The following is a 20094-nucleotide window of genomic DNA, read 5'->3' on the forward strand; positions in this document are numbered from 1 at the left end:
TGACGAGGGAGAGACTCGCGACCGGTGACCCGCCTGCCAAGTTCATAACGCATCCGGAATTAACCCTCGTATCGGGCTGCGGTAAAACGTGGCAAGGTCCGCGCCTCGCACCGGAGATGAGACTCGAAGACGAAGCCAGATCCGGCTCAAAGTGCGCGATTGATGGAGCTGCCATGCCGAACGGGCGCGGCGTTGACCTTTGGGGCCGTTTAGCCGGCTATGGCGTCGCCATTGCCGCGGTGCTGGTTGCTGCCGTTGTGCGGCTCGGCCTCGAACCTTGGTTGATCGGGCGCGCGCATTATTTGTTGTTCACTGCTGCGGTGCTGGTCGCTGCCATCTATGGCGGGGCTCGGCCCGCAGTCTTTGCGGCCCTGCTCGCGGCGGGCTTCGTATTCGCAACACACTGGACCTCGGGCGGTGACAGTCTTGTGGAACTGTTCGCCTTTGCAACAACCGCTGCGATCATCATCTGGGCGGCCGGGCATGTGACCAGTCTTCGTCGCCGCTCGGTCGAGAACGCTGATCGGGCCGAGCGCCGCGCGATCCGGGCGGATGAGCTTGCCGACGAGCTGAACCTGCTGATCGACGGCACCGAAGGCTATGCGATCTACATGCTCGACCCCGAGGGTCGGGTCACGCTCTGGAACAAGGGCGCGGAGCGCCTGAAGGGTTGGACTGAAGACGAGGTCGTCGGCCAGCCTTCCTCGATTTTCTATCCAGAACCTGCCCAGGCGGCAGGTAAGCCCGCTGCGGATCTTGCGCGCGCCCGTGCCGAAGGCCGCCTCGAAGAAGAGGATTGGCGGCTGCGCAAGAACGGCTCCGAGTTTCTCGCCCATGTGACCCTGAGCGCGCTCTATGACGGCAGGGGTGCATTGCGAGGCTTTGGCAAGGTGATCCGCGACGTAACCGAACAGCGGGCCGCCGACCGGAAGCTTAGCGCGGGCGCCATGCAGTTCCGCTCGATCCTCGCAACGGTTCCCGACGCGATGGTTGTCATCAACGATTCCGGCGAGATGCTGTCCTTCTCGGCCGCCGCCGAGCGGCTCTTCGGCTATGTCGAGGAGGAGGTGGTGGGCTGCAATGTCAAGATGCTGATGCCGTTGCCCGACCGTGAGCAGCATGACGGCTATCTCAGCCGCTATCTGACGACCGGCGAGAAACGAGTGATTGGCCGCGGGCGCACGGTCACGGGGCTTAAGCGCGACGGCACTACCTTTCCGATGGAGCTTTCGGTCGGCGACGCCAGCACCGAAGGCGCGCGGGTCTTTACCGGCTTCATCCGCGACCTGACCGACAGGGTTGCCGCCGAAGAGCGGATCGAGGAACTGCGCTCCGGGCTGGTCCATGCCGCACGGGTGAGCGCGATGGGGACGATGGCCTCGACGCTCGCGCATGAGCTCAACCAACCGATCACGGCGGTCGTCACGTTCGTTCGCGGTGTGCGCAATCTGATCCAGGAGGGCAATCCGGACGATGCGGCGATGATTGAGGAGGGGCTCGACGAAGCCTTCAACGAAGCGCTGCGTGCCGGCAGTATCGTGCGGCGGCTGCGCGAGTTTGTCGCGCGCGGCGATGTCGAAAAGTCGGTCGAGGATTTGGGCGTTCTCATCGACGACGCGGCCAAGCTCGCGCTGATTGGCGCGCGCGAGCGCGGGGTCGAGACGCGCTTCCAGTTCGATGCGGCCGTGCGTTCGGTGCTCGTCGACAAGGTGCAGACCCAGCAGGTGCTGATCAACCTGATGCGTAATGCCATCGAGGCGATGGCCGAGGCGCAGCAGCGCATCCTTACGGTCTCCACCTCGCCAGAGGAGGGCGGGCTCGCCCGCGTCACCGTCGCGGACACAGGCCCCGGCGTCGCGCCGGAAATTGCCGAAGATCTCTTCCGCGCTTTCAACAGCACGAAGGCCGGTGGCATGGGCCTTGGCCTCTCGATCTGTCGCACCATCGTCGAGGCGAATGGCGGGCGGATCTGGCTGGAGTCAGGGCCCGAGGGCGCCCGCTTCCATTTTACTTTGGTTCGAGCTGATACGGAGACGCTGGAATGAGCGACAGGCCGCTGGTGCATGTGATCGACGACGAGGAGAGTGTCCGCCGCGGCGCCAGCTTCTTCCTCAAGACGTCCGGCTATGCCGTGCGCACCTGGGAATCGGGCATCGCCTTCCTCAAGGAGGTCCGGCACGCCGAGATCGGCTGCATCCTGCTCGATGTGCGCATGCCCGAGATGGACGGGCTCGAAGTGCAGGCGCAGCTCAATGAGCGCGGCATCACCATGCCTGTGATCGTGCTCACCGGCCACGGGGATGTTGGAACGGCGGTCAAGGCGATGCGCCTGGGCGCGGTCGATTTCCTCGAAAAGCCGTTCGACACCGACGCATTGAAGGATGCGATCGAGCGCGCGCTCGAGCGGATCGTATCGGAGAAGGACGTGATGGTTCGGGCCGGCGAGGCCGAAGTCCTGCTGGGAGCGCTCAGCGCGCGCGAACGCGAGGTGCTCGAAGGCTTGGCGCAGGGCTACCCGAACAAGACGATCGCCTATGATCTCGGCATCAGCCCGCGCACCGTCGAGGTGCACCGCGCCAACATCATGTCGAAGCTGCGCGCGCGCAGCCTGTCGGAAGCACTGCGCGTTGCGTTCGCTGCCGGAATGGGTGAGAACCGCCCGTAAGGCTCAGGCGGCGACGCGCCGGCGCACGAGGACCTCGCAGCCGCAGTCTCCGTGCGGCGCAATCTCAAACCCGGCCTCGCGCTCCAGCGCAATCGCCGCATGGTTGTCGAGGCTCTCGACCGATTCGATCGTTTCGATCTTCTTGGCGCGCGCGTAGCGCATCACGTGATCGACCAGGGTCCAGCTCACGCCCTTGCCCTTGAAATCGGAGCGCACCGCCAGCGCAAGCTCGGCGCGCTCGCCGTCCGGGTCGCTCGCAAGCGTGGCGCTCGCGACCAGCTGCTCGCCCGCAAACGCGAGGAAGTTGATCGTCCGGCGATAATCCACCTGGGTCATCGGGACGAGCCGGTCATGGCCCACTCTCGAGACGCCGCTTAGGAAACGGAACCGCAGATCCTCCGCCGAGACCGCGGCGAACATCGCAGCGAGAACTGCCTCGTCGTCGGGACGGACTGGGCGGATATGAAGAGCCACGTCGCTGCGAGTGGTGACATCGTCTTCCCATTCGGCCGGATAAGGCTCGATCGCCAGGCCGGTGCGGTGCGCCGGATCCGCGATCCGCGCGCGTGCGTCGAGTGCGACCACCCCGCCCGACGTCGGGACGAGCGGGTTGATGTCGAGCTCGGCGATCTCGGGTTGATCGATCGCGATCTGCGACAGCGCGTTAAGCACTCGCACGATCGCCTTGAGGTTCACCGCCGGCACGTCGCGATATCCGGTGAGCAGCTTCGCGATCCGGGTGTCCGCAATCATGCCCGTTGCCAGCCCGTCGTCGAGCGGCGGCAGGCCGAGCGCTCGGTCATGCAGCAGCTCGACTGCCTTTCCTCCCGTTCCGAATGCGAGCATCGGCCCGAAAGTCGGATCTTCGCCGAAGCCCGCGAACATCTCCCTCCCGCTCTGGCACGGGACCATTTGCTGGACTTCGAACCCATCGATATGCGCCTCGGGATGCTCGCGCGCGATCCGCTCGGCCATCGACGTGGCAGCTGCGGCGGTCGCTTCCCGGCTCGGCAAGCCGAACGCGATGCCGCCCGCGTCGGACTTGTGCGTGAGGTCGGGTGAAACGATCTTGAGCACGAACGGTGACCACAGGTCGTCGCACTGGCGCGCCAGCGCATCCACCGTCGCGGCGAAGCGGGCATTAACCACTGGCACGCCATAGGCCGCGAGAATGGACCGCGCCTCGATCGCGTTCAGCACTGTCCGCCCGGCGGCGCGCGCATCCGCGATGACCGCAGCGGCGCTTGCGCGATCGGCCTCGTCCAGCGTCGACGGCGATGGCGCCCGCATGCGCGCTGCACGGACCTGCCCGGCCCGCAGCAGATAGCAGAAGCCGCGGACCGCATCGTCGAGATTGTCGAATAGCGCGATGCCGGCCGCGTCAAAGGCTGCGCGCGCTGCCTCGGCATTCGCGGGGCCCATCCAGCATGCGATCACCGGCTTTGCTGCACTTCTGCGGCGCTTGGCGAGCGCTTCCGTCAGGTCCTTGGCGATTTCCTCACCGGTCGCCACCGCCGTCGGGCAATGGAGGACGAGGACGGCATCGACGCCCGGATCATCGAGCGCCGCAATCGTCGCATCGATGAAGCGCATGGCGCGGGCGTCGCCTACCACATCGATCGGATTGGCGCGCGACCAGCCTTGCGGAGGCGCGCCATCCAGCCCCGAGATCGTTTTTTCGGACAAGGTGGCGAGCATGCCGCCCGCCGCGGCGAGCGCGTCGGCCGCGAGGACACCGGCACCGCCGCCATTGCTGACGATTGCCAGGCGATCGCCCGTCGTCGGCTTGCAGCGGCACAGCAGCTGCGGTGTCGAACAATTCGCTGAGGCTGTCGACCGTAACGATGCCGGCGCGGTCGAACGCCGCACGGTGCGCGTCATAGGCGCCGATCAGCGCGCCGGTGTGCGACAGCGCCGCCTTGCTCGACTTCGCCGAGCGGCCGGCCTTGATCGCGATGACCGGCTTGACCGCGGAGGCGGCACGCGCGGCCGACAGGAATTTGGGGGCGTCGGTGATGCCCTCGATATAGAGGAGGATGGCATCCGTGGCGGGATCGGCGGCAAGCTTGTCGATCAGATCGCCGAGATCGACATCGGCCATGTCACCCACCGAGACGACGCTGGAGAAGCCGATATGGCGTTCGGCCGCCCAGTCGAGCATCGCCGTCACCAGCGCGCCGCTTTGCGAGACGAATGCGAGCCGGCCGGGCATGGCGCCGCGTGGGCCGAAGGAGGCATTGAGCTTGGCATGCGGCATCAGCACGCCCAGGCAGTTGGGCCCGATGATGCGCAGCAGATGGGGCTTCGCCGCCGCCAGGATGGCGTCATGGATCTTGGGTTCGTGAAATCCCGCGGAGATCACCACCGCCGTTCGCGTGCCCTTGCTCCCAAGTGCCTCGATGATCTCCGGAACGGACCTGGCGGGCGTCACGATCACCGCGAGCTCCGGCGCTTCGGGCAGGTCCGCGATGCTCTCGACCCACCAGGCGTGCTTGATTTCAACGCGGCGTGGGTTGACCGCGAAGATCGTGCCTTCGAACCCGCCATCGATCAGGTTGGTGAGGACTCGCTCGCCCAGCGTGCCGGCGCGGCTGGAGCCTCCGATCACGGCGACCGAGTGCGGGCGGAAGAGCGGATCGAGGTTGCGAACAGACATGAGCGGCGTCCCAGCTGGCGCGAGGCGCAAGCCCCGCCGGATCGCATGAACCAGCGCCAATCCGGGGCGGGGAGCCATAAGTATAGAACCGTATGTCGGCAGCGGAGGATGGGAATAGGCTGTGCGGCACCGGCCATGGACCGGAGCGGCCTGTCGCAGTTCCTCCATTTCGCCGAGTGCAGGAGCTTGCGATGGCCAGCCGCGAAACGCCGATCCGCCACCTCCTCGTCCTCGGGCACCCCGGTCCCGATGGTTTCAACCACGCGATTGCCGCCGCTTACGGGGATGCCGTGCGCACATGCGGCCAGGAGGCGGTGCTGCGCGATCTCTATTCACTCGATTTCGATCCGCGCCTAACCGCAGAAGAGCGCTCGTCATCGGGCGCAGGCACGCCCGGCGCCGAGGTCCAGGTCGAGCTGAACCTGATCCGCGACTGCGAAGTCGTCGCGCTTGTCTATCCGATCTGGTTCGGCATGCCCCCCGCGATCATCAAGGGCTATGTCGACCGGGTATTCGGCGCGGGATTTGCTGCCGCCAATCTCAAGACCGGGATACCGAGCGCACTGCTCCACGGCAAGCGCCTGATCATCTTCAGCTCATCGGCATCGACACGTCCCTGGCTTGAGGAGCAGGGACAATGGCAGGGATTGCGCCAGGCATTCGATCTCTATCTGCAGACCATTTTCGGGTTCCGCGAGGTCCAGCACGTCCATTTCGATGCAGTCGTCGAAAACGGCAAGGCCCATTATGTCGACGAGTGCCTGGCAAGCGTAGCGGATGCTGCGCGCAGGCTTTGCGCGACGCTCCTCCATGAGCGCTGCCACGCAAGATTCGAGCAGCACGACGCTTAGCGTGCTGGCGTCCGTGGTCTTTTTTGCAGTGCCCAACGCTGGGAGTTAGCCGGAGGCTAACGCTTCAGTCGCGATAGTTTCGGCAGCTGATGGAGACGAGCGTGCCCTTTCCCGGGCGGCTGCGCAGCCGCAGCTTCCCGAGGATCTCCCCGACGAAGCGGCGCATCTGCTGGAAGCCGGTGCCGTGGGCACCCGGTGTTGGCGCGCGGGTGAGCAGCTCTTGGCGGGCATGGCCGGTCATTCCGCAGCCGCTATCAAGCACCATGAGCCGGCTGCGCCCGCGTCGATTGCGTAGCCGTATCCGGACCGCACCTGGACAAGCGAGCGCCGTCCGGGCGTTGGCGATCAACTCGATCAGCACATGATCGAAGCGGTCGGGGGCATTCCGGATGGGAGCATCTTCGCTCTCAAGGTCCAGCGTGAGAAGATTGCCTGAGCTCGCGATCGTGCGGAGCAACGGCTCGAGCCCGGCAAGACGGGCGCGAAGATAGAGTCGCTCCCGGCGCCGTTTGGCGGTCGACTGCAGCAGGCTCGTCGTCAAGGCGCCACTGGTCTCCGATACCGGGTGATGACGCCCGGAATTCGTTAGTTGGAGACTGATGATGAAGACCGACAGCCAATTGCAGAAGGACGTCGTGGACGAGCTCAGCTGGGCGCCCGACGTCGAGCACGGCCATATCGGTGTGGCCGCCCATAGCGGGGTGATCACGCTGACCGGGCACGTTCCCAATCACGCGATGAAGATGGCCGCCGAGCGTGCCGCGCGCCGCGTGCGCGGCGTCAAGGCCGTCGCGCAGGACATCGAGGTGCGCTTCGCCAGCGACCCCAAGAACTCCGACGACGAGATCGCGCAGCGCATCCTCAGCCTGTTCGCCTGGGACGTCTCGATCCCTGACGAGAAGATCCAGGTGAAGGTCGGGAAGGGCTATGTGATGCTCACCGGCGAGGTCGAGTGGAACTTCCAGAAGTCGGCCGCCTTGAAGGCCGCCGGCCGGATCAACGGCGTGCGCGGCGTGATGAGCTACCTGACCGTCCGCTCGCGTCCCACCGTGTTCGACGTCCGCGAGCGCATCGTCGCCGCGCTCAAGCGCTCGGCCGAAGTCGACGCCAAGGGCATTGATGTCCATGTCGAGGGTTCGACTGTCCGGCTGGGCGGCTCGGTCAACGCCTAGAATGAGCGCCGCATTGCCGAAGCCGCCTGGGCTGCGCCGGGCGCGCTCGAGGTCGAGGACAAAATCGTCCTTGCCTGAACGGCGAATCTCTGGGTGCGGCACCGCGCACCCGGGGGTTGCCTCGTGCGGGGGCGCCGCCGGCGCCGGACCGCTCGAACTCAATGCGACAGCAGCACTGGCAGGCGGACCTCGCCGAGAAGCGTACGCGTCACGCCGCCCAGCAACACTTCCCGCACCCGCGAATGCGCATAGCCGCCAATCACGAGCAGATCCGCGTTCTGCTTGATGGCATGATGCACGAGCATCTCGCCCGTGCTCGACCAGTCGCCGGTCGGGGATACGTGCAACAAGGTCTTGAAGCCGTGGCGGACGAGATGGCGCTCCACCTCCGCGGCATGGGCCCGCACGGCGGCTTCCGGGTCGTCGTCGACGATGACGAGCTCGATGGTCGCACCAGGTTCGGCGAATGAGACAAGGTCATGGACAGCGCGGTTGACCTCGCGAGAGGGTTTCCAGCCCAGCACCGCGTGGCGGACCGGATCGAGCCGCCGCTCCTCCGGCAGCACCAGCAAAGGCGTTCCTGTGGACAGCAGCAGCGTTTCAAGGACTCGCTGACGGAGCCACGGCACTTCCCAGCTTTCGGGTCCGCCTACCACGATGAGGTCGGCGAGGGGATGAGCGAGCCTCAGGTCGTGCGCGATCCAGGCGACATCGTCGTGCAGCCCGTAGACTTCGACGGGGCAGGTGAACTCGGCGGTCGAGCCGCGCACCACCGCCATCCTGGCCCTTTCCTCCTCGACCAGTACGTCCTCCGGCACGTACAGGGAGCCCAACGGGGCGAGCTTCGCCGATGCGAGCGGTCCGGGCGACAGCATCGCCACTTCGGCATGTGCGCCGACTCGCTCCGCAAGGCTCAGCGCGGTCTGCAGGAACCGGTCCGAGTTGATGCTGTTGTCGATGACGACAAGTAGATCCTTGATCATGATGCGCTCCTCACGTCCGAAGCGCTGATCCAATCGCAGCCTGCACGTCTTGGCGCTTGGGAAAGTCCCGTAGCGCGGTCGCCTGACCGACGCCGGGTACGGGAAATCCCGCATTCAAGGCCCGGCCGCGATCGCGCATCCATAGCCGGCGAACCCTTGGCGCTCCCATGACGTGCAGGAGGAATGGATGCTCGTTCCAGATGGTGCTCTGGTGCTGCTGCTCGACGGCGTGAATGTGCAGCTGCTGCGCAACCGCGGCAGCGACGTGGGTCCCGATCTCGAGGCGGTCCGGAACGATACGCTTCGGCAATGCGGCACGCGCGCGGATCGCGGCGATACGCCCTCCCGGGTTCGCGAGGTGGTCGACGCACTCGATCCGCTGTTCGCAGGGGGCATGCCGCTCATCCTAGTCGCGCCGCCTGACTCGCTGGGCGCTCTCACGTCAGAGCTGCCGCTCGCCGCACGACGGCACGTCATCGCGGAAATCGTGAAGAACCTTGCACACTGCCCGCCGCACGAGCTCGCCGAGCGGCTTCACCGCGCCGCGGCTTGAGCCATGTTTCCGCGCGCGCCACTTGCCTGGCTGGCTGCTGCCCTGCTCCTGCTGCCGGGCATCGCAGCGGCCCAGGATGGCTTTCCCGGCGGCTCGGTGGTCGCAGCGGTCGAGCGGCTGAAGCCCGGCGAGTTCCTCTGGGTGCCTGAGATAGCGCCCGATGGGCCATTGCTCCTGATCGTCAGCATCGCTCGGCAGCGGGCAGTGCTCTATCGCAATGGCGTCCCGATCGCCGTGACCACGGTTTCGACCGGGCGCGACAGCCATCGCACGCCGACGGGCGTGTTCACTATCCTGCAGAAGGAGGAGCGACACTTCTCCAGCATCTACGACAATGCGCCCATGCCGTTCATGCAGCGGCTGACCTGGGCAGGCGTCGCGCTGCACGGCGGCCAGCTGCCCGGCTACCGCGCCTCGCACGGCTGCATCCGGCTGCCCCATGCCTTTGCGCGACTTTTGTTCGGCGTGACCACGCTGGGAATGACCGTGATCGTGAGCGACGCGCCTGCGCTTCCCCGGCTGGCGCCGACACGCGATCCGCTGCCGCGCGCCGACGCAGGGCTGGGTGGCGCCGAGTGGCGGCCCGATCTTGCGCCGAGCGGGCCGGTGACGATCGTCATCAGCGCCGCCGACCGCCGGATGGTCGTGCTGCGCAACGGCCGCGAGATCGGCTCGGCCCCGGTGACGCTGCCCGGCCCCCAATCTGGCACCCGGGCCTTCGTCCTCAAGGCCGGCGGCGACGGCAAGCTCGTCTGGCTGAACATCCCTCTGCCGGGCGGAGAGAAGACGCGAAACGAGGCGAGCGGATGGACCGACTTCCGGGCCGATACGGGCTTCCGAGCCCGGCTTGCCCAAGTTGCAGGCGCCGGAACGACTGTGGTGGTGACCGCGGACTCGCTGATGGCCGGCGCGCCGACGGGCGACCTTCTCGACTCGGTTCTATCGCGTTGAGCCCAGGCGATTGCGCTGCTGTCGCGAGCAGTCGCAGAGGCGCTGCGATCGGCGCACCGTGGAGGCGCTCGACGTCTTCACGCCGCGCGAGCGAAGTGCCGGGCGCCGCGAGCGCCGCGGCGCCGGCTGCAATACCTAGGCGAACGGCTTCCTCCCACGTCCAGCCCAGCGAAAGCGCGAGTGTGACTGCAGCGAGTATCGCATCGCCCGCGCCCACGGTGCTGCGTACCGGGACGGAAATTTCTGGGAAGCGTATGGCATGGTTGGTCGTCACCAGCAGCGCGCCGCGGCTCCCAAGCGACACCAGGATCGCGCGCGCGAAGCCGCGTGCGATCAGCCCGCGCGCCGCGGCCTCTTCCGCCGCTTCGTCGGCCAGCTTGCGACCGGTCAGCGCCTCGAGCTCGCTGAGGCTAGGCTTGAGCAGCAATGCGTCCAGGTTGTCGCAATGGGCAAGCGCGGGACCCGAGCTGTCCAGGATCAACTCGACCCCGAGCGATCGGCTCAGGCCGCCCAGCATCAGGTGGAAGCTGTCGGGAGCGCCGGGCATTGCCGATCCCGAGCTCGTCGAGGGGCAGTACCGGCGGGGCCTGGAGGCTGCGCGTTCCTGAGCGTTGCATGTCCATTCAGCGAAGATGCGGCCGCGACGGCAGCCCTGCCGATACGCAATTGCCCGGACGGCAAGGGCGCTACGGGACAATCCTTATCGGGCCGGCCGCAGCGGATGGTTACCCCGATGGCATCGCCGATCTGAATGAGGAAGGACCGTCCGATGGAGTCGATGCAGACCCTGATCTCTTCCGCCATGCTGCCGCCCGTTCTGTTCGGGATCGGCGGCGGAGCCACGCCGCTTCGCTCCCCAAGCCGACTTCGCCGCATCGCCCTGATCGGTAACGCGCTGCCCCGCCTGTGCGGTCTCGCCACTTATACGAGCCACGTCTTTGATGCGCTGCGCAAAGCAGTGCCCGAGATCGCCATCGACCATTATGCGATGATCGATCCGGGCGGGCGCTATGCCTTTCCCCCGAGCGTGTGCGCGACGATCGCGCAGGAGGAACCCGCCGCCTATCGCGCCGCGGCCGCGCGCATTGCGCGGAGCGGCGCCGAAATCATCTGGGTCCAGCACGAGTTCGGCATCTATGGCGGCGCGGCTGGCGAATATCTGTTCGACCTGATCGATGCGGTCGACCTGCCCGTCGCGGTCACGCTCCACACGGTGCTCGACCGGCCCAATGAGGATCAGCGCCGCGTGATGAAGCGGCTTTCCGACTGCGCGTCGCTCCTGATCGTCATGGCCGAGCGCGCGCGCGACATCCTGATTGACACATATGGCGTGCAGGCGAGGCGAATCGCGGTCATCCCGCACGGTGCCCCCGACCGCCCCCAGATCGCGCCGGCGGCGATGCGGCACCTGCTTGGGCAGGAGGACCGCAAGACGATCCTGACCTTCGGCCTGTTGTCTCCCGGCAAGGGCCTCGAGACGATGATCGAGGCGATGCCTGCGATCCTCGAGCGCTGCCCCGAGGCGCTCTACCGGATCGTCGGCGCCACGCACCCTCATCTCGTCGCGCACCAGGGCGAAGCCTATCGCGAGTCGCTTCTGGCCCTGGCGGAACGGCTCGGCGTTGCACCCCATCTGCGATGGGAGCCAAGGTTTCTCGAAGAGGACGCCTTGCTCGACCGGATTGCGGCCGCTGACGTCTATGTGACGCCCTATGGCAACCCTGCGCAGATCACCTCGGGTACGCTCGCTTACGCCTTCGCGCTCGGTAAGCCGATCGTCTCGACGCCCTATGTCCATGCCGCCGAATTGCTCGGCTCGGGACTGGGCCGGCTCGTCGACTTCGGCAATATCGAGGCAACGGCCGAGGCGGTCGGCTCATGGCTCGCCGACGATGGCGAGCGCGAGGCCTTCGCCGCACGTGCCTGGCACGCCGCCCGGCCGACGATCTGGCCGCGCATGTCCGCGCGCAGCGTTGCACGCCTCGAGGACTTGCTGCCTTCCAGCGCCATGCGCCGGCCTGAGCGCCGCGCGGGGAGTTATATTGTGCACGAGCGGATAGCGCTGCACCCCTGAGTACGGCCGCCGTGAAGAGGGACATGGCTGCGCCCGCCTTGCCGGACGGCTTCCTCTAGCGATCGCTTTTGGGGTCAGTGTGGCCGGGGCCCGCCGCGCCGTATTGCGCTACGGACCCCTTCACTCAGCCGCCCAGCGTCTCGACGGCGCGCTCCAGCGTGGCGAGCGCGGCGTCGTGTGCCTGATCTGAGGGGAGCGCGGCCAGCCGTGCCTCGAGCATCGCGCGCAGCGCCGCATGCCGGCTGTGCCAATCCTTGCCTTCGACCAGCTTCTCGGCGTCCGTCCGAGCGGGCTGGGCGGGCTTGGCGACCGCCTGGGGCTCAAGGATGTAGGATTGACCGAGGGCGGGAACCACCGGTTGCCCAATGCCGGTAAGCAACGCGGAATCTCTCGCCAGCTGGGCGAGCGCCGGCGGCTCGCCATGGTCGAGGAAGAGATTGCCGGCGATCGGGCCTCGCGCCGCGATCCAGCGCAGCAGCCCGGCACGGTCAGCATGTCCCGAATAGCCTTCGAGCTTCTCGATCCGTGCCCGTGCCGGCACATCGTGGCCTGATAACCGCACTTGCTGGGCGCCATCCTCGAGCACCGCGCCAAGCGTGCCCCGCGCCTGGTAGCCGACGAAAAGCACAGTCGAATCCCCGCGGGGCAGGTTGCGCAGGAGATGATAGCGTATGCGTCCGCCCGTGCACATGCCGGACCCGGCCAGGATCACGGCGCCGGAGATGTGGTTCAGCATTCTCGATTCGTCGACGCTCCGCGCGAAATGGACCTTGGGATGGTCGAATGGCGAGGGTCCATGACGCGGAATGTCGAAACGGCGATAGGCCCGCGTGATCTTGTCGGCGAGCGGCGCGTCGACGAACACCGGGACCGGCTTGAGCGCGCCGCTGTCGAACAGCGCGACCAGATCTTCGATCAGCAGCTGGGTCCGCTCCAGCGCGAACGCCGGGATCACCAGATTCCCGCCGCGCTCCAACGCCGCCTGGACCAGCTTGGCGAGCATCGCCCGCCGTTCCTCGGCGGACGGGATCACTCGGTCGCGATCGCCATAGGTGGATTCGCAGATGACATGGTCGCAGCCCCCGGGAGGCGCCGCCGGATCGCTGCCGTGCGTCGCACCGTCCCCAATGTCGCCGGAGAAGAGCAGCTTCTGGCCGTCGAGCTGGATCTCGACCGAGGCGGCACCGAGAATATGGTGGGCATCCCATAGCCGGACTCCGATCCCGGGCACCGGCTCGCTGAGCTTGCCTTCCCGAACCGTCTTTAGCTGTGCAATCAGATTCTCCACGTCCTTGAGATCGTAGAGCGGGTCGAACGGTGTCGTGCCGACCCGGTCGGGCCGCTCGTTCCGCCGATCGGCGTCGGCCGCCTGGATCTTGGCCGCGTCGGTCAGCAACGGTCCCAGCAACTGGCGATTGGGGGGCAGGCAGATCACAGGCGCGCGCAGGCCCTCGCGGGCAAGGAGCGGTAGCCGGCCCGTGTGATCGAGATGAGCGTGGGTCAGCACGACCAGGTCTAGATCGCGTGGGTCGAAAGGAAGCGCCTCGAAATTAAGTGCCTCCGGCGACCGCGACCCCTGAAACAGGCCGCAGTCGATCAGCACGTGGTGCGGGCTTCCGCGCAGTTCCATGCAAGATCCGGTGACCGTGCCTGCTGCGCCGTGGAAGATGAGCTCAAGCGACATTGCATGTCACCAGCCTGCGGACTTGCCGGCCCCCCCCCCCCGCGACGATCCTGGTCGTGTGGGTCGCGCACCTCGCGGATCGGCTGTTCGTCGCTTGTGTTCACCCCTGTGCATCCGGCTGTTGACGCCAGAGGTTTCGCCATCCGGGGGCGTGGTCTGAATCCGTAATCTGCCGGATCGCTATCCGAGCAGCATTTCGAGTGCGTCGATGAGTGGGCGCTGGCTCGCCAGCATCGCATCGCGCGCCGCATCGCATGCGAACCAGCGCGCTTCCGCCACTTCCGGAAAGCTCTGGCGCCGCCCGCTGCCTCGCGGCCATTCCATCTCGAAGCTATTGCTGCGCACGGCAGCGACGTCGATCGATTGCTCGAGCGCGAAAGCCTCGACCCATTTGCCGCCTGCCTGTCGGATCGTCGCCAGCGGCACCGGTTCGCCGGCAAGGGTCACGCCGAGTTCCTCTTTCGTCTCGCGCCGCGCCGCCTGCGTGCCATCCTCCCCCGGCTCGATCAAACCCTTGGGCAACTGCCAGGCGCCGGTGCGGCGATGCTCCCACAAAGGGCCGCCGGGGCGGACGAGCAGCACTTCGAGCGTGCCGCCGCTGCGGCGGTACAGCAGCACACCTGCGCTTCGCTTTGGCACGCCTCAGTTCCTCCTCGCGGTCGATTGCCGGTAGCCGGAGCGGCGCAGTTAGTCATCCTCCGGGCATGGCCGTTCCTGCGGCGCGGTGTTGGGCGTGCCTTCGTCCGGCGGCGGCGGCGCGCATTCCGGACCGCAAGGCGCGCTTCGCTCGTCGGGCCGATCCGGGAGCGGAACCTCGGGCGGCGCGTGGGGATCGATCGTATCGGGGGGCGGTATCAGCGGCGGACGGGCCATGGTTCTGCTCCTTGGTGGAAGCTCCGAGCCTGCCGCGGCCCGACCCTGCGAGGCGATGCGCAATAATACGTGCCATGCACGGCGCTGCGATCCGGGCAACTACGAATTGGGTTCGGCCCCTGGAAAAGGTCTGATCCGGCACTTCGTTGGAGGAGCGCCATGAAGCCTTCGGTCAATCCTTGCCGCGCTGATGCGCCCCGATCAGGAAGGCGCGTCAGATGGTGACACAGCGTGTCCGGACCTTCGGCGCCACCGCTGCACTGGCGCTGATCCTCGCTGCGTGCGGCTGGCTGGGATGGGCGGTTTTCCGTGACTTCTGGGTGCTCGCAAATGCCCTCCTCCAGCCCTGAGCCGCTGGTCCGTCCGCTCAATCTTCTGCTGCGCCCGCAACCGGCACGCGTGGTGCTGCGCCCCTATGTCCCCGCCGACAATGGCGGGGTGCCCGGCACGCCCAGCCCACCGCGGGTTCGCCGCATCCTCGACCGGGTGCTGGTGCTCGACGCAGACACGCTCGCCGCCGAGACGGCGCGGGTGCTCACCAACCTATTAAGCCGTCACCGCGACGTCGAATGCGTCCTGCAGCGGCGCTTCTACGATCTGGTCGAGCAGCAGGCGGCAGGATGCGCACTTACGCCCGACCAGGCGTTGCTCGCGGGCGCCTATTTCGTCGAGGAATATTCGTTCGAGGCTGCAGCCCTGTTCAACCCGAGCATCGTCGCCCACCCAGACCAGAGCGGGATCGACCCGGGCACGGTCCGCATCGTCCTGTCGCTGCGCGGCGTCGGCGAGGGCCATATCTCCTCCATCATCTTTCGGACGGGGAAGTTCAGCACTGCGGGCGGCCTCGTCCTGGACCCGCCCAGCCGTCTCGCGGCATCGCCTCAGATCGAATTCATCCCCGGCGGCGCGCCAGACGATCCCGGCGTGCGCCTCTATTTCGGCGAGCATGAGGATCTGTCCGAGCTCGTCATCTTCCCGGTCACGCTTCGCCAGCGGCACGGCATCGAGGACCTGCGGCTCGTCCGCTTCACCGAGGATGACGGGCACGTCACCTGGTTCGGGACCTATACCGCGTTCAGCGGCGAGGCGATCCGCCAGGAACTGCTCCGCACCCGCGACTTTGTCGGCTTCGAGTTGAACGCGCTGCGCGGCGCCATCACCCGCACGAAGGGGATGGCATTGTTCCCGCGCCGGGTCGGCGGGCGTTATGCGATGCTCGGCCGGCAGGATCATGAGAATATCTGGTTGCTGCGCTCGAACGATCTCTACCAATGGGACACGGGCGAGATCGTCATATCGCCGCGCTGGCCCTGGGAGTTCATCCAAATCGGCAATTCCAGCCCGCCCATTGAGATCGACGAAGGGTGGCTGGTGATCACGCACGGCGTCGGAGCGGTGCGCAACTATTGCCTTGGGGCCTGCCTGCTCGACAAAAAGGACCCCTCCAGGCTGCTGGCACGCACTGCGAGACCCTTGATCCGCCCGAGCGAGGAAAGCCGCGACGGCTACGTCCCGAACGTCGCCTATAGCTGCGGGGCGCTCGCGCTGGGCCGCACCTTGCTCCTGCCCTACGGGGTCGCGGACTCCTTCACCGCCTTCGCCACGGTATCGATCAACACATTGGTCGCCGGGATGACCTGATCTTTTCGTAGAATCCCGCATGGCCGCCGCCGCGCCAACGGCCCAGCTTCGAGCTGATCACGCACCACAGGAATGACAGCTTATGGCCATGTCCGCTGCAGCCGCCGACTCAGAATGTGGCGTCCGCTCGCTCGACCACGCAAGTGATGCGGCCTTGCTCCAGCGCAACTGGGCATGGATCCTTGCACGAGGTGTGCTCGCAATCCTGCTCGGCTGCGTTGCATTCCTGTTTCCGATCGACGCGCTCTACGCCTTCACCCTGGTGTTCGCAGTCTTTGCAGGCGCCGATGGCATCGTCGCTTTGATCGCCGGGGTCGCGGGCGCCGCCGCTCATGAAGAACGCTGGGGCTTGCTCGTGCTTCGCGGCCTGCCGGGAGTTGGCTTCGCGATCGTTTTTGCGCTCAGCCCGGATATCGCGGCGCTGGGCTATGCACTCAGTGGCTTGACGCTGTTCGCGGGCTGGGCGTTCGCCGCGGGCGCACTCGAGATCCTGATCGCGGTGCGGCTGCGCAAATCGATCGCCAACGCGTGGCTGCAGAGCCTTGCGGGCTTGCTAACGGTCCTGCTCGGGCTGCTGGTCTGGATGACCTTCTGGACCTTCCCGCTTCTCACCCTGCTGACGGTCGGCTGGATGATTGCTGTCTGGGCCATGGTGTCGGGCACGATCCTGGTCGCGCTGGCGCTGCGCTTGCGCGGGCTGCGGGGCTCCGCGATCTGATGAGCTGTCCACTGTCGATCCTGGGCTGGAGCCGCGGGAATCCAGAGCGTTGCTGGCGGTTTCATCCCTTTGGCGACACCTCTTCACGCCTGGTGCACGCCCAGGGATGCCGGACCGCGACCGGCCTTAAGGGGAGCAACTGGTCTTGGACCATCATTCCTTTCCCTTCGCCCCGACGGTCAGCCATGCCGAATCTCACTGATCCCGAACCGCAGGCTTTAGCGCTCGGCATTATTGGCCGGTATCTGACCCGCCGCCGCGTGCTGGTGGGCGTTGCCGCCATTGGCGCGGTGGGTGGCGGGGCCGGCCGGTTGGCCTTCGATCGCGCGCTTCACCGCGCCCAAAGGCGACTGACTGGCAAGAGTGATGTCGGCCAGACACGCTTTGGCCAGCTCGAATATGCTATTCGGGGCTCGAATCCCGACATTCTGATGATCCATGGCACCGGCCGCGGCTTCGACCAGGGCCTCGACATGTCGGCACCGCTGATCGCCAACGGCTACCGCGTGATCGCGCCGTCGCGCTTCGGTTATTTGTGCAGCGACTTTCCCGAGGATCCCTCCTTGGAAAACCAGGCCGACGCGCTGGCTGAGCTGCTCGACAGGCTCGGCATCGCCCGGATCGCCGTCGCCGGCGGCTCGGCGGGAGCGCTCTCCGCGGTTCAGTTCGCGCTCCGGCATCCCGATCGCTGCTCCGCGCTGGTCCTGCTGATCCCCGCCGCCAACGTCCAGGGACGCGATCCCGTCGAGATGACCCCGGCCCACAAGTTCCTGGTGGAGCTCGAGCTGGGCTCGGACGCCTTGTTCTGGGGAATGCGCGAGCTCACGCCCCGCAGGCTCGTCGAAACCCTGCTCGCAACCGATCCGGCGCTCCTCGACCATGTTCGCGAAAGCGAGCGCGAACGGGCCTTCCGCATCCTCGACGGCATGCTCCCGGTCAGCCGCAGGCGACGCGAATTGCTCAACGACGCGCATCTCGCCGGTGCGGCGCATTCGGTCGATTACGGCGCGATCCAGGCGCCGACTTTTCTGCTGTCGCTGGAGGATGACCGGTTCGGGACCGCAGCGACTGCGCGGCACCTCGCCACCCGTGTACCCGAGGCCCAGCTCGTGATCCTGCCGCAGGGGGGGCATGTCTGGCTTGGTGCAGAGGATCAGGTGTTCGGCCGGATCGACGCGTTTCTCAAGCGCGCTGCGATCAGGCGATGAGCCCGATATTGCCGGCGTTCCTACCTGGCCTGACGCTCGCAGTCGCGATCGGACTGCTGGTCGGGTTTGAGCGCGGATGGCAGCTGCGCGACGAGCCTCCGGGACAGCGCGTCGCCGGCATCCGGACCTTTGCCGTGCTCGGCCTGTTCGGCGGTCTGCTCGGTATCGTTGGAGACCGGCCGGTCGCATTGTTGAGCGCAGCGGGCGCGGTTATCGCTCTTCTCGTCGGGCACGCCTTCGACATGCGCCAGACCAGAGTCGTGAGCGCCACAGGCGCGATCGCGGCGATGCTTACGCTGCTCCTGGGGACAGCCGCGACCAGCGGGAAAATGGTGCTCGCGTCGATCGGCGCTGCGCTGCTGGTCGCGCTGCTTGCAGGCCGCAAGTCGTTGCACGCGCTCATTCGCGCCAGCAACGAGGACGAGGTCCACACGCTGGTGCGGCTGGTGCTCATGGCGCTACTCGTCCTCCCGCTGCTCCCCGATGCCGGCCTCGGGCCGTACGCCAGCCTCAACCCGCGACGGCTGTGGTTCGTCGTCGTGATCGTCGGGGCTCTCAGCTTTGCGGGCTATGTGCTTCAGCGCTGGCTCGGCCGTGCTCGCGGCGGTCTGCTCACTGCAGCGGTCGGCGCGACCATTTCTTCGACTGCCGTCACAGTCGCCTGCGCGCGGCAGCTGCGCGACGCCCCCGGAATCACCAGCCAAGCCGGGATCGCCCTCGGTTCCACCATCATGGTCGCCCGAACGCTGGCGCTCGTAGCCGTGCTCGCTCCCTTCGTGCTTCGTGACATCGTCTGGCTGATCGTTCCGGCCCTTATCTTCTCCGCGGCTGCAACGGCGGCGCTTCTGTTCGCCGCCCGCCGTGAGGCGAGCACGCTCGAGGCGCAGCCGACGCGACTTCCGGGCTTCAAGCTCGCTTTTCTGTTTGCCGGTTTGGTGGCGTTGCTCTCGCTGGCCGCCGCCGCCGCATCGCACGCGCTCGGCCACCACGCCGGCAGCGCGACGATTGCGCTTGGTGGCATGGTAGACGTGGACTCAGCGATCGCCGCGATCGGCGCACTGCCGCCGGGCATGCTTCCAAGCCCTCTCGCCGCGATGGCCATCGCTGTGCCGGTCGCGTTCAACTCCTTGCTGAAGCTCGCACTAACGCTTTCGATCGCGGGGAAGCGCCGCGGCGACTGGGCGGCAGCGAGCCTCGCCGGGACCGCGGCGTTTGTCCTCGCGGCGCTGGCAACCCGCCTGCTCTAACGCGAGCGAAGAACCTGATCAGGCTCCCATGATTAAAGGCGGCCGGACTGAACCGGCTGCCGCGTGAAGGCAGGACCTTTTCGGGGTCTATCTCTGGGTCGACTCGGCTTCGATGCCCACACTCTATGTCCGGGTGAAGGCGAACCCGATGGTAGCCGGCGTGTCGACGCGGACCGAGATGCTGCAAACGATGAACGAAACGATCGAGCACAACTTTGCAATCCAGACGTTGTTGTATGTCAGCCTTGTAATACTCGTGGTGATCGGCGTCTTCGCTCGGCTGCATCTCTTTTCCCTCCGACACGAGCACCCAACGAAGCTACAAACACTAGCTTTCGCGCTCTGCTATTTTCGGAATTTGTGCGACGCAGCAAGGTGGACTCGGCTTATTTTTACCCGCGCTCGCGACAAGAAGGCGGCGCTCGCCTTTATAAAGAAGGCGCTGAAGCGTGACGGTTCGCCAGAGACGATCACGACCGACGGGCTGCGCTTCTACGGCTCAGCGATGGACGAGCTTGGCGACCGCGAGAAAAAGGAGATGGGTCGCTGGGCCAAAGACCGCGCCGAGAACAGCCACCTGCCGTTCCGACGACGGGAGCGAGCGATGCTGCGGTTCCGGCAAATGAAGTCGCTACAGAAGTTCGCCAGCATCAACAACGACTTCAGCCTGGAACGCCCCCGCGTCGATCGAGACACTTACCAGGCCCAGCGCGCCGCCGCGCTGCCGGGGTGACAGGAGCTGTAGAGCTAGGTACGGCCCTCAGGACCGAGCCGCACCATTGTCATGCTGTTTGCTTTGAATTGACAGCCCCCTTGAG

General features: G+C 66.6%; 18 protein-coding genes and 2 pseudogenes. 13 read left to right on the forward strand and 7 right to left on the reverse strand.

Annotated elements, in window-relative coordinates; all coding sequences use genetic code 11:
* Positions 1–173 precede the first annotated feature (173 nt).
* A complete protein-coding gene (locus COC42_RS11830; protein ID WP_096343531.1) occupies positions 174–2045 on the forward strand; it encodes a PAS domain S-box protein in 1872 nt (623 codons plus the stop codon).
* Positions 2042–2665, forward strand: a complete 624-nt coding sequence (locus tag COC42_RS11835; protein WP_096343532.1) for a response regulator transcription factor — start codon at positions 2042–2044, stop codon at positions 2663–2665. The genes COC42_RS11830 and COC42_RS11835 overlap by 4 nt, the downstream gene beginning before the upstream one ends.
* Before the next feature lie 3 nt (positions 2666–2668).
* On the opposite strand, the gene COC42_RS11840 is transcribed toward COC42_RS11835, so the two are convergent.
* The gene (locus tag COC42_RS11840; protein WP_096343533.1) at positions 2669–4546 is read right to left on the reverse strand and encodes a bifunctional acetate--CoA ligase family protein/GNAT family N-acetyltransferase; all 1878 of its coding nucleotides are present in this window, start codon (positions 4544–4546) and stop codon (positions 2669–2671) included.
* A pseudogene (locus COC42_RS17955) lies at positions 4476–5489 on the reverse strand (CoA-binding protein); the annotation flags it as partial. The gene COC42_RS11840 and the pseudogene COC42_RS17955, both read right to left, overlap by 71 nt.
* A 23-nt stretch (positions 5490–5512) precedes the next feature.
* On the opposite strand from COC42_RS17955, the gene COC42_RS11850 reads away from it, so the two are divergent.
* Entirely contained in the window at positions 5513–6172 is a 660-nt protein-coding gene (locus COC42_RS11850; RefSeq protein ID WP_245844076.1) for an NAD(P)H-dependent oxidoreductase, read from the forward strand.
* Between the two features lie 64 nt (positions 6173–6236).
* Here COC42_RS11850 and COC42_RS11855 read toward each other — a convergent pair whose 3' ends face one another.
* Positions 6237–6713, reverse strand: a complete 477-nt coding sequence (locus COC42_RS11855) for an ATP-binding protein (protein WP_176484659.1) — start codon at positions 6711–6713, stop codon at positions 6237–6239.
* Positions 6714–6774: 61 nt separating this feature from the next.
* On the opposite strand from COC42_RS11855, the gene COC42_RS11860 reads away from it, so the two are divergent.
* Positions 6775–7344 carry a BON domain-containing protein gene (locus tag COC42_RS11860; protein ID WP_096344171.1) on the forward strand — a complete coding sequence of 190 codons (570 nt, stop codon included), beginning with the start codon at positions 6775–6777 and terminating at the stop codon, positions 7342–7344.
* A gap of 158 nt (positions 7345–7502) precedes the next feature.
* Here the strand turns inward: COC42_RS11860 and COC42_RS11865 are convergent, their stop codons facing one another.
* On the reverse strand, positions 7503–8327 hold the full coding sequence (locus COC42_RS11865; RefSeq protein WP_176484660.1) for a universal stress protein: 825 nt from the start codon (positions 8325–8327) through the stop codon (positions 7503–7505).
* Between the two features lie 187 nt (positions 8328–8514).
* Here COC42_RS11865 and COC42_RS11870 point away from each other — a divergent pair, with 187 nt between their 5' ends.
* Together COC42_RS11870 and COC42_RS11875 are read left to right on the forward strand one after the other, a co-directional pair.
* Positions 8515–8880 (forward strand): baeRF12 domain-containing protein, encoded by a 366-nt coding sequence (locus COC42_RS11870; protein ID WP_141395840.1) that lies wholly within the window; start codon positions 8515–8517, stop codon positions 8878–8880.
* Between the two features lie 3 nt (positions 8881–8883).
* Positions 8884–9831 (forward strand): L,D-transpeptidase family protein, encoded by a 948-nt coding sequence (locus COC42_RS11875; RefSeq protein ID WP_096343538.1) that lies wholly within the window; start codon positions 8884–8886, stop codon positions 9829–9831.
* Positions 9832–9931: 100 nt separating this feature from the next.
* Here COC42_RS11875 and COC42_RS18215 read toward each other — a convergent pair.
* A pseudogene (locus COC42_RS18215) lies at positions 9932–10378 on the reverse strand (PfkB family carbohydrate kinase); the annotation flags it as partial.
* 231 nt (positions 10379–10609) lie between these two features.
* Between COC42_RS18215 and COC42_RS11885 the strand changes: the two are divergent.
* Complete coding sequence (locus COC42_RS11885) at positions 10610–11905, forward strand: glycosyltransferase (protein WP_217991285.1); 1296 nt, start codon at positions 10610–10612, stop codon at positions 11903–11905.
* Positions 11906–12029: 124 nt separating this feature from the next.
* Here the strand turns inward: COC42_RS11885 and COC42_RS11890 are convergent, their stop codons facing one another.
* Together COC42_RS11890 and COC42_RS11895 are read right to left on the reverse strand one after the other, a co-directional pair.
* Positions 12030–13589, reverse strand: coding sequence for an MBL fold metallo-hydrolase (locus tag COC42_RS11890; RefSeq protein WP_096343541.1), 1560 nt, complete (start codon positions 13587–13589; stop codon positions 12030–12032).
* A gap of 180 nt (positions 13590–13769) precedes the next feature.
* Positions 13770–14228 (reverse strand): NUDIX hydrolase, encoded by a 459-nt coding sequence (locus COC42_RS11895; RefSeq protein WP_096343542.1) that lies wholly within the window; start codon positions 14226–14228, stop codon positions 13770–13772.
* Between the two features lie 455 nt (positions 14229–14683).
* Between COC42_RS11895 and COC42_RS18100 the strand changes: the two genes are divergently transcribed.
* The 6 genes from COC42_RS18100 to COC42_RS11920 all read left to right on the forward strand — a co-directional run bounded on the left by COC42_RS18100 (position 14684) and on the right by COC42_RS11920 (position 20009).
* On the forward strand, positions 14684–14812 hold the full coding sequence (locus COC42_RS18100; protein ID WP_281253097.1) for a hypothetical protein: 129 nt from the start codon (positions 14684–14686) through the stop codon (positions 14810–14812).
* The gene (locus tag COC42_RS11900) at positions 14793–16103 is read left to right on the forward strand and encodes a glycoside hydrolase family 130 protein (protein ID WP_096343543.1); all 1311 of its coding nucleotides are present in this window, start codon (positions 14793–14795) and stop codon (positions 16101–16103) included. Before COC42_RS18100 ends, COC42_RS11900 begins: the two co-directional genes overlap by 20 nt.
* A gap of 154 nt (positions 16104–16257) precedes the next feature.
* Positions 16258–16821, forward strand: a complete 564-nt coding sequence (locus tag COC42_RS11905) for a DUF308 domain-containing protein (protein WP_245844077.1) — start codon at positions 16258–16260, stop codon at positions 16819–16821.
* Positions 16821–18029 (forward strand): alpha/beta fold hydrolase, encoded by a 1209-nt coding sequence (locus COC42_RS11910; protein ID WP_096343544.1) that lies wholly within the window; start codon positions 16821–16823, stop codon positions 18027–18029. Before COC42_RS11905 ends, COC42_RS11910 begins: the two co-directional genes overlap by 1 nt.
* Positions 18026–19276: an MgtC/SapB family protein gene (locus tag COC42_RS11915; RefSeq protein WP_096343545.1), complete on the forward strand. Its 1251-nt coding sequence runs from the start codon at positions 18026–18028 to the stop codon at positions 19274–19276. Before COC42_RS11910 ends, COC42_RS11915 begins: the two co-directional genes overlap by 4 nt.
* A 112-nt stretch (positions 19277–19388) precedes the next feature.
* Positions 19389–20009: a DDE-type integrase/transposase/recombinase gene (locus tag COC42_RS11920; RefSeq protein WP_096343546.1), complete on the forward strand. Its 621-nt coding sequence runs from the start codon at positions 19389–19391 to the stop codon at positions 20007–20009.
* Positions 20010–20094 lie beyond the last annotated feature (85 nt).

It is taken from the genome of Sphingomonas spermidinifaciens (assembly GCF_002351485.1).
Taxonomy (GTDB): domain Bacteria; phylum Pseudomonadota; class Alphaproteobacteria; order Sphingomonadales; family Sphingomonadaceae; genus Sphingomonas; species Sphingomonas spermidinifaciens.

Excerpts from the sequence above, each read along its gene's own strand:
- COC42_RS11915 (WP_096343545.1), top strand. The coding sequence starts at position 18,026 with ATGAGCCCGATATTGCCGGCGTTCCTACCTGGCCTGACGCTCGCAGTC.
- COC42_RS11850 (WP_245844076.1), top strand. The coding sequence starts at position 5,513 with ATGGCCAGCCGCGAAACGCCGATCCGCCACCTCCTCGTCCTCGGGCAC.
- COC42_RS11900 (WP_096343543.1), top strand. The coding sequence starts at position 14,793 with ATGCCCTCCTCCAGCCCTGAGCCGCTGGTCCGTCCGCTCAATCTTCTG.
- COC42_RS11920 (WP_096343546.1), top strand. The coding sequence starts at position 19,389 with ATGCCCACACTCTATGTCCGGGTGAAGGCGAACCCGATGGTAGCCGGC.
- COC42_RS11830 (WP_096343531.1), top strand. The coding sequence starts at position 174 with ATGCCGAACGGGCGCGGCGTTGACCTTTGGGGCCGTTTAGCCGGCTAT.
- COC42_RS11870 (WP_141395840.1), top strand. The coding sequence starts at position 8,515 with ATGCTCGTTCCAGATGGTGCTCTGGTGCTGCTGCTCGACGGCGTGAAT.
- COC42_RS11875 (WP_096343538.1), top strand. The coding sequence starts at position 8,884 with ATGTTTCCGCGCGCGCCACTTGCCTGGCTGGCTGCTGCCCTGCTCCTG.
- COC42_RS11860 (WP_096344171.1), top strand. The coding sequence starts at position 6,775 with ATGAAGACCGACAGCCAATTGCAGAAGGACGTCGTGGACGAGCTCAGC.
- COC42_RS11890 (WP_096343541.1), bottom strand. The coding sequence starts at position 13,589 with ATGTCGCTTGAGCTCATCTTCCACGGCGCAGCAGGCACGGTCACCGGA.
- COC42_RS11835 (WP_096343532.1), top strand. The coding sequence starts at position 2,042 with ATGAGCGACAGGCCGCTGGTGCATGTGATCGACGACGAGGAGAGTGTC.
- COC42_RS11910 (WP_096343544.1), top strand. The coding sequence starts at position 16,821 with ATGAGCTGTCCACTGTCGATCCTGGGCTGGAGCCGCGGGAATCCAGAG.
- COC42_RS11840 (WP_096343533.1), bottom strand. The coding sequence starts at position 4,546 with ATGACGCGCACCGTGCGGCGTTCGACCGCGCCGGCATCGTTACGGTCG.
- COC42_RS11865 (WP_176484660.1), bottom strand. The coding sequence starts at position 8,327 with ATGATCAAGGATCTACTTGTCGTCATCGACAACAGCATCAACTCGGAC.
- COC42_RS11885 (WP_217991285.1), top strand. The coding sequence starts at position 10,610 with ATGCAGACCCTGATCTCTTCCGCCATGCTGCCGCCCGTTCTGTTCGGG.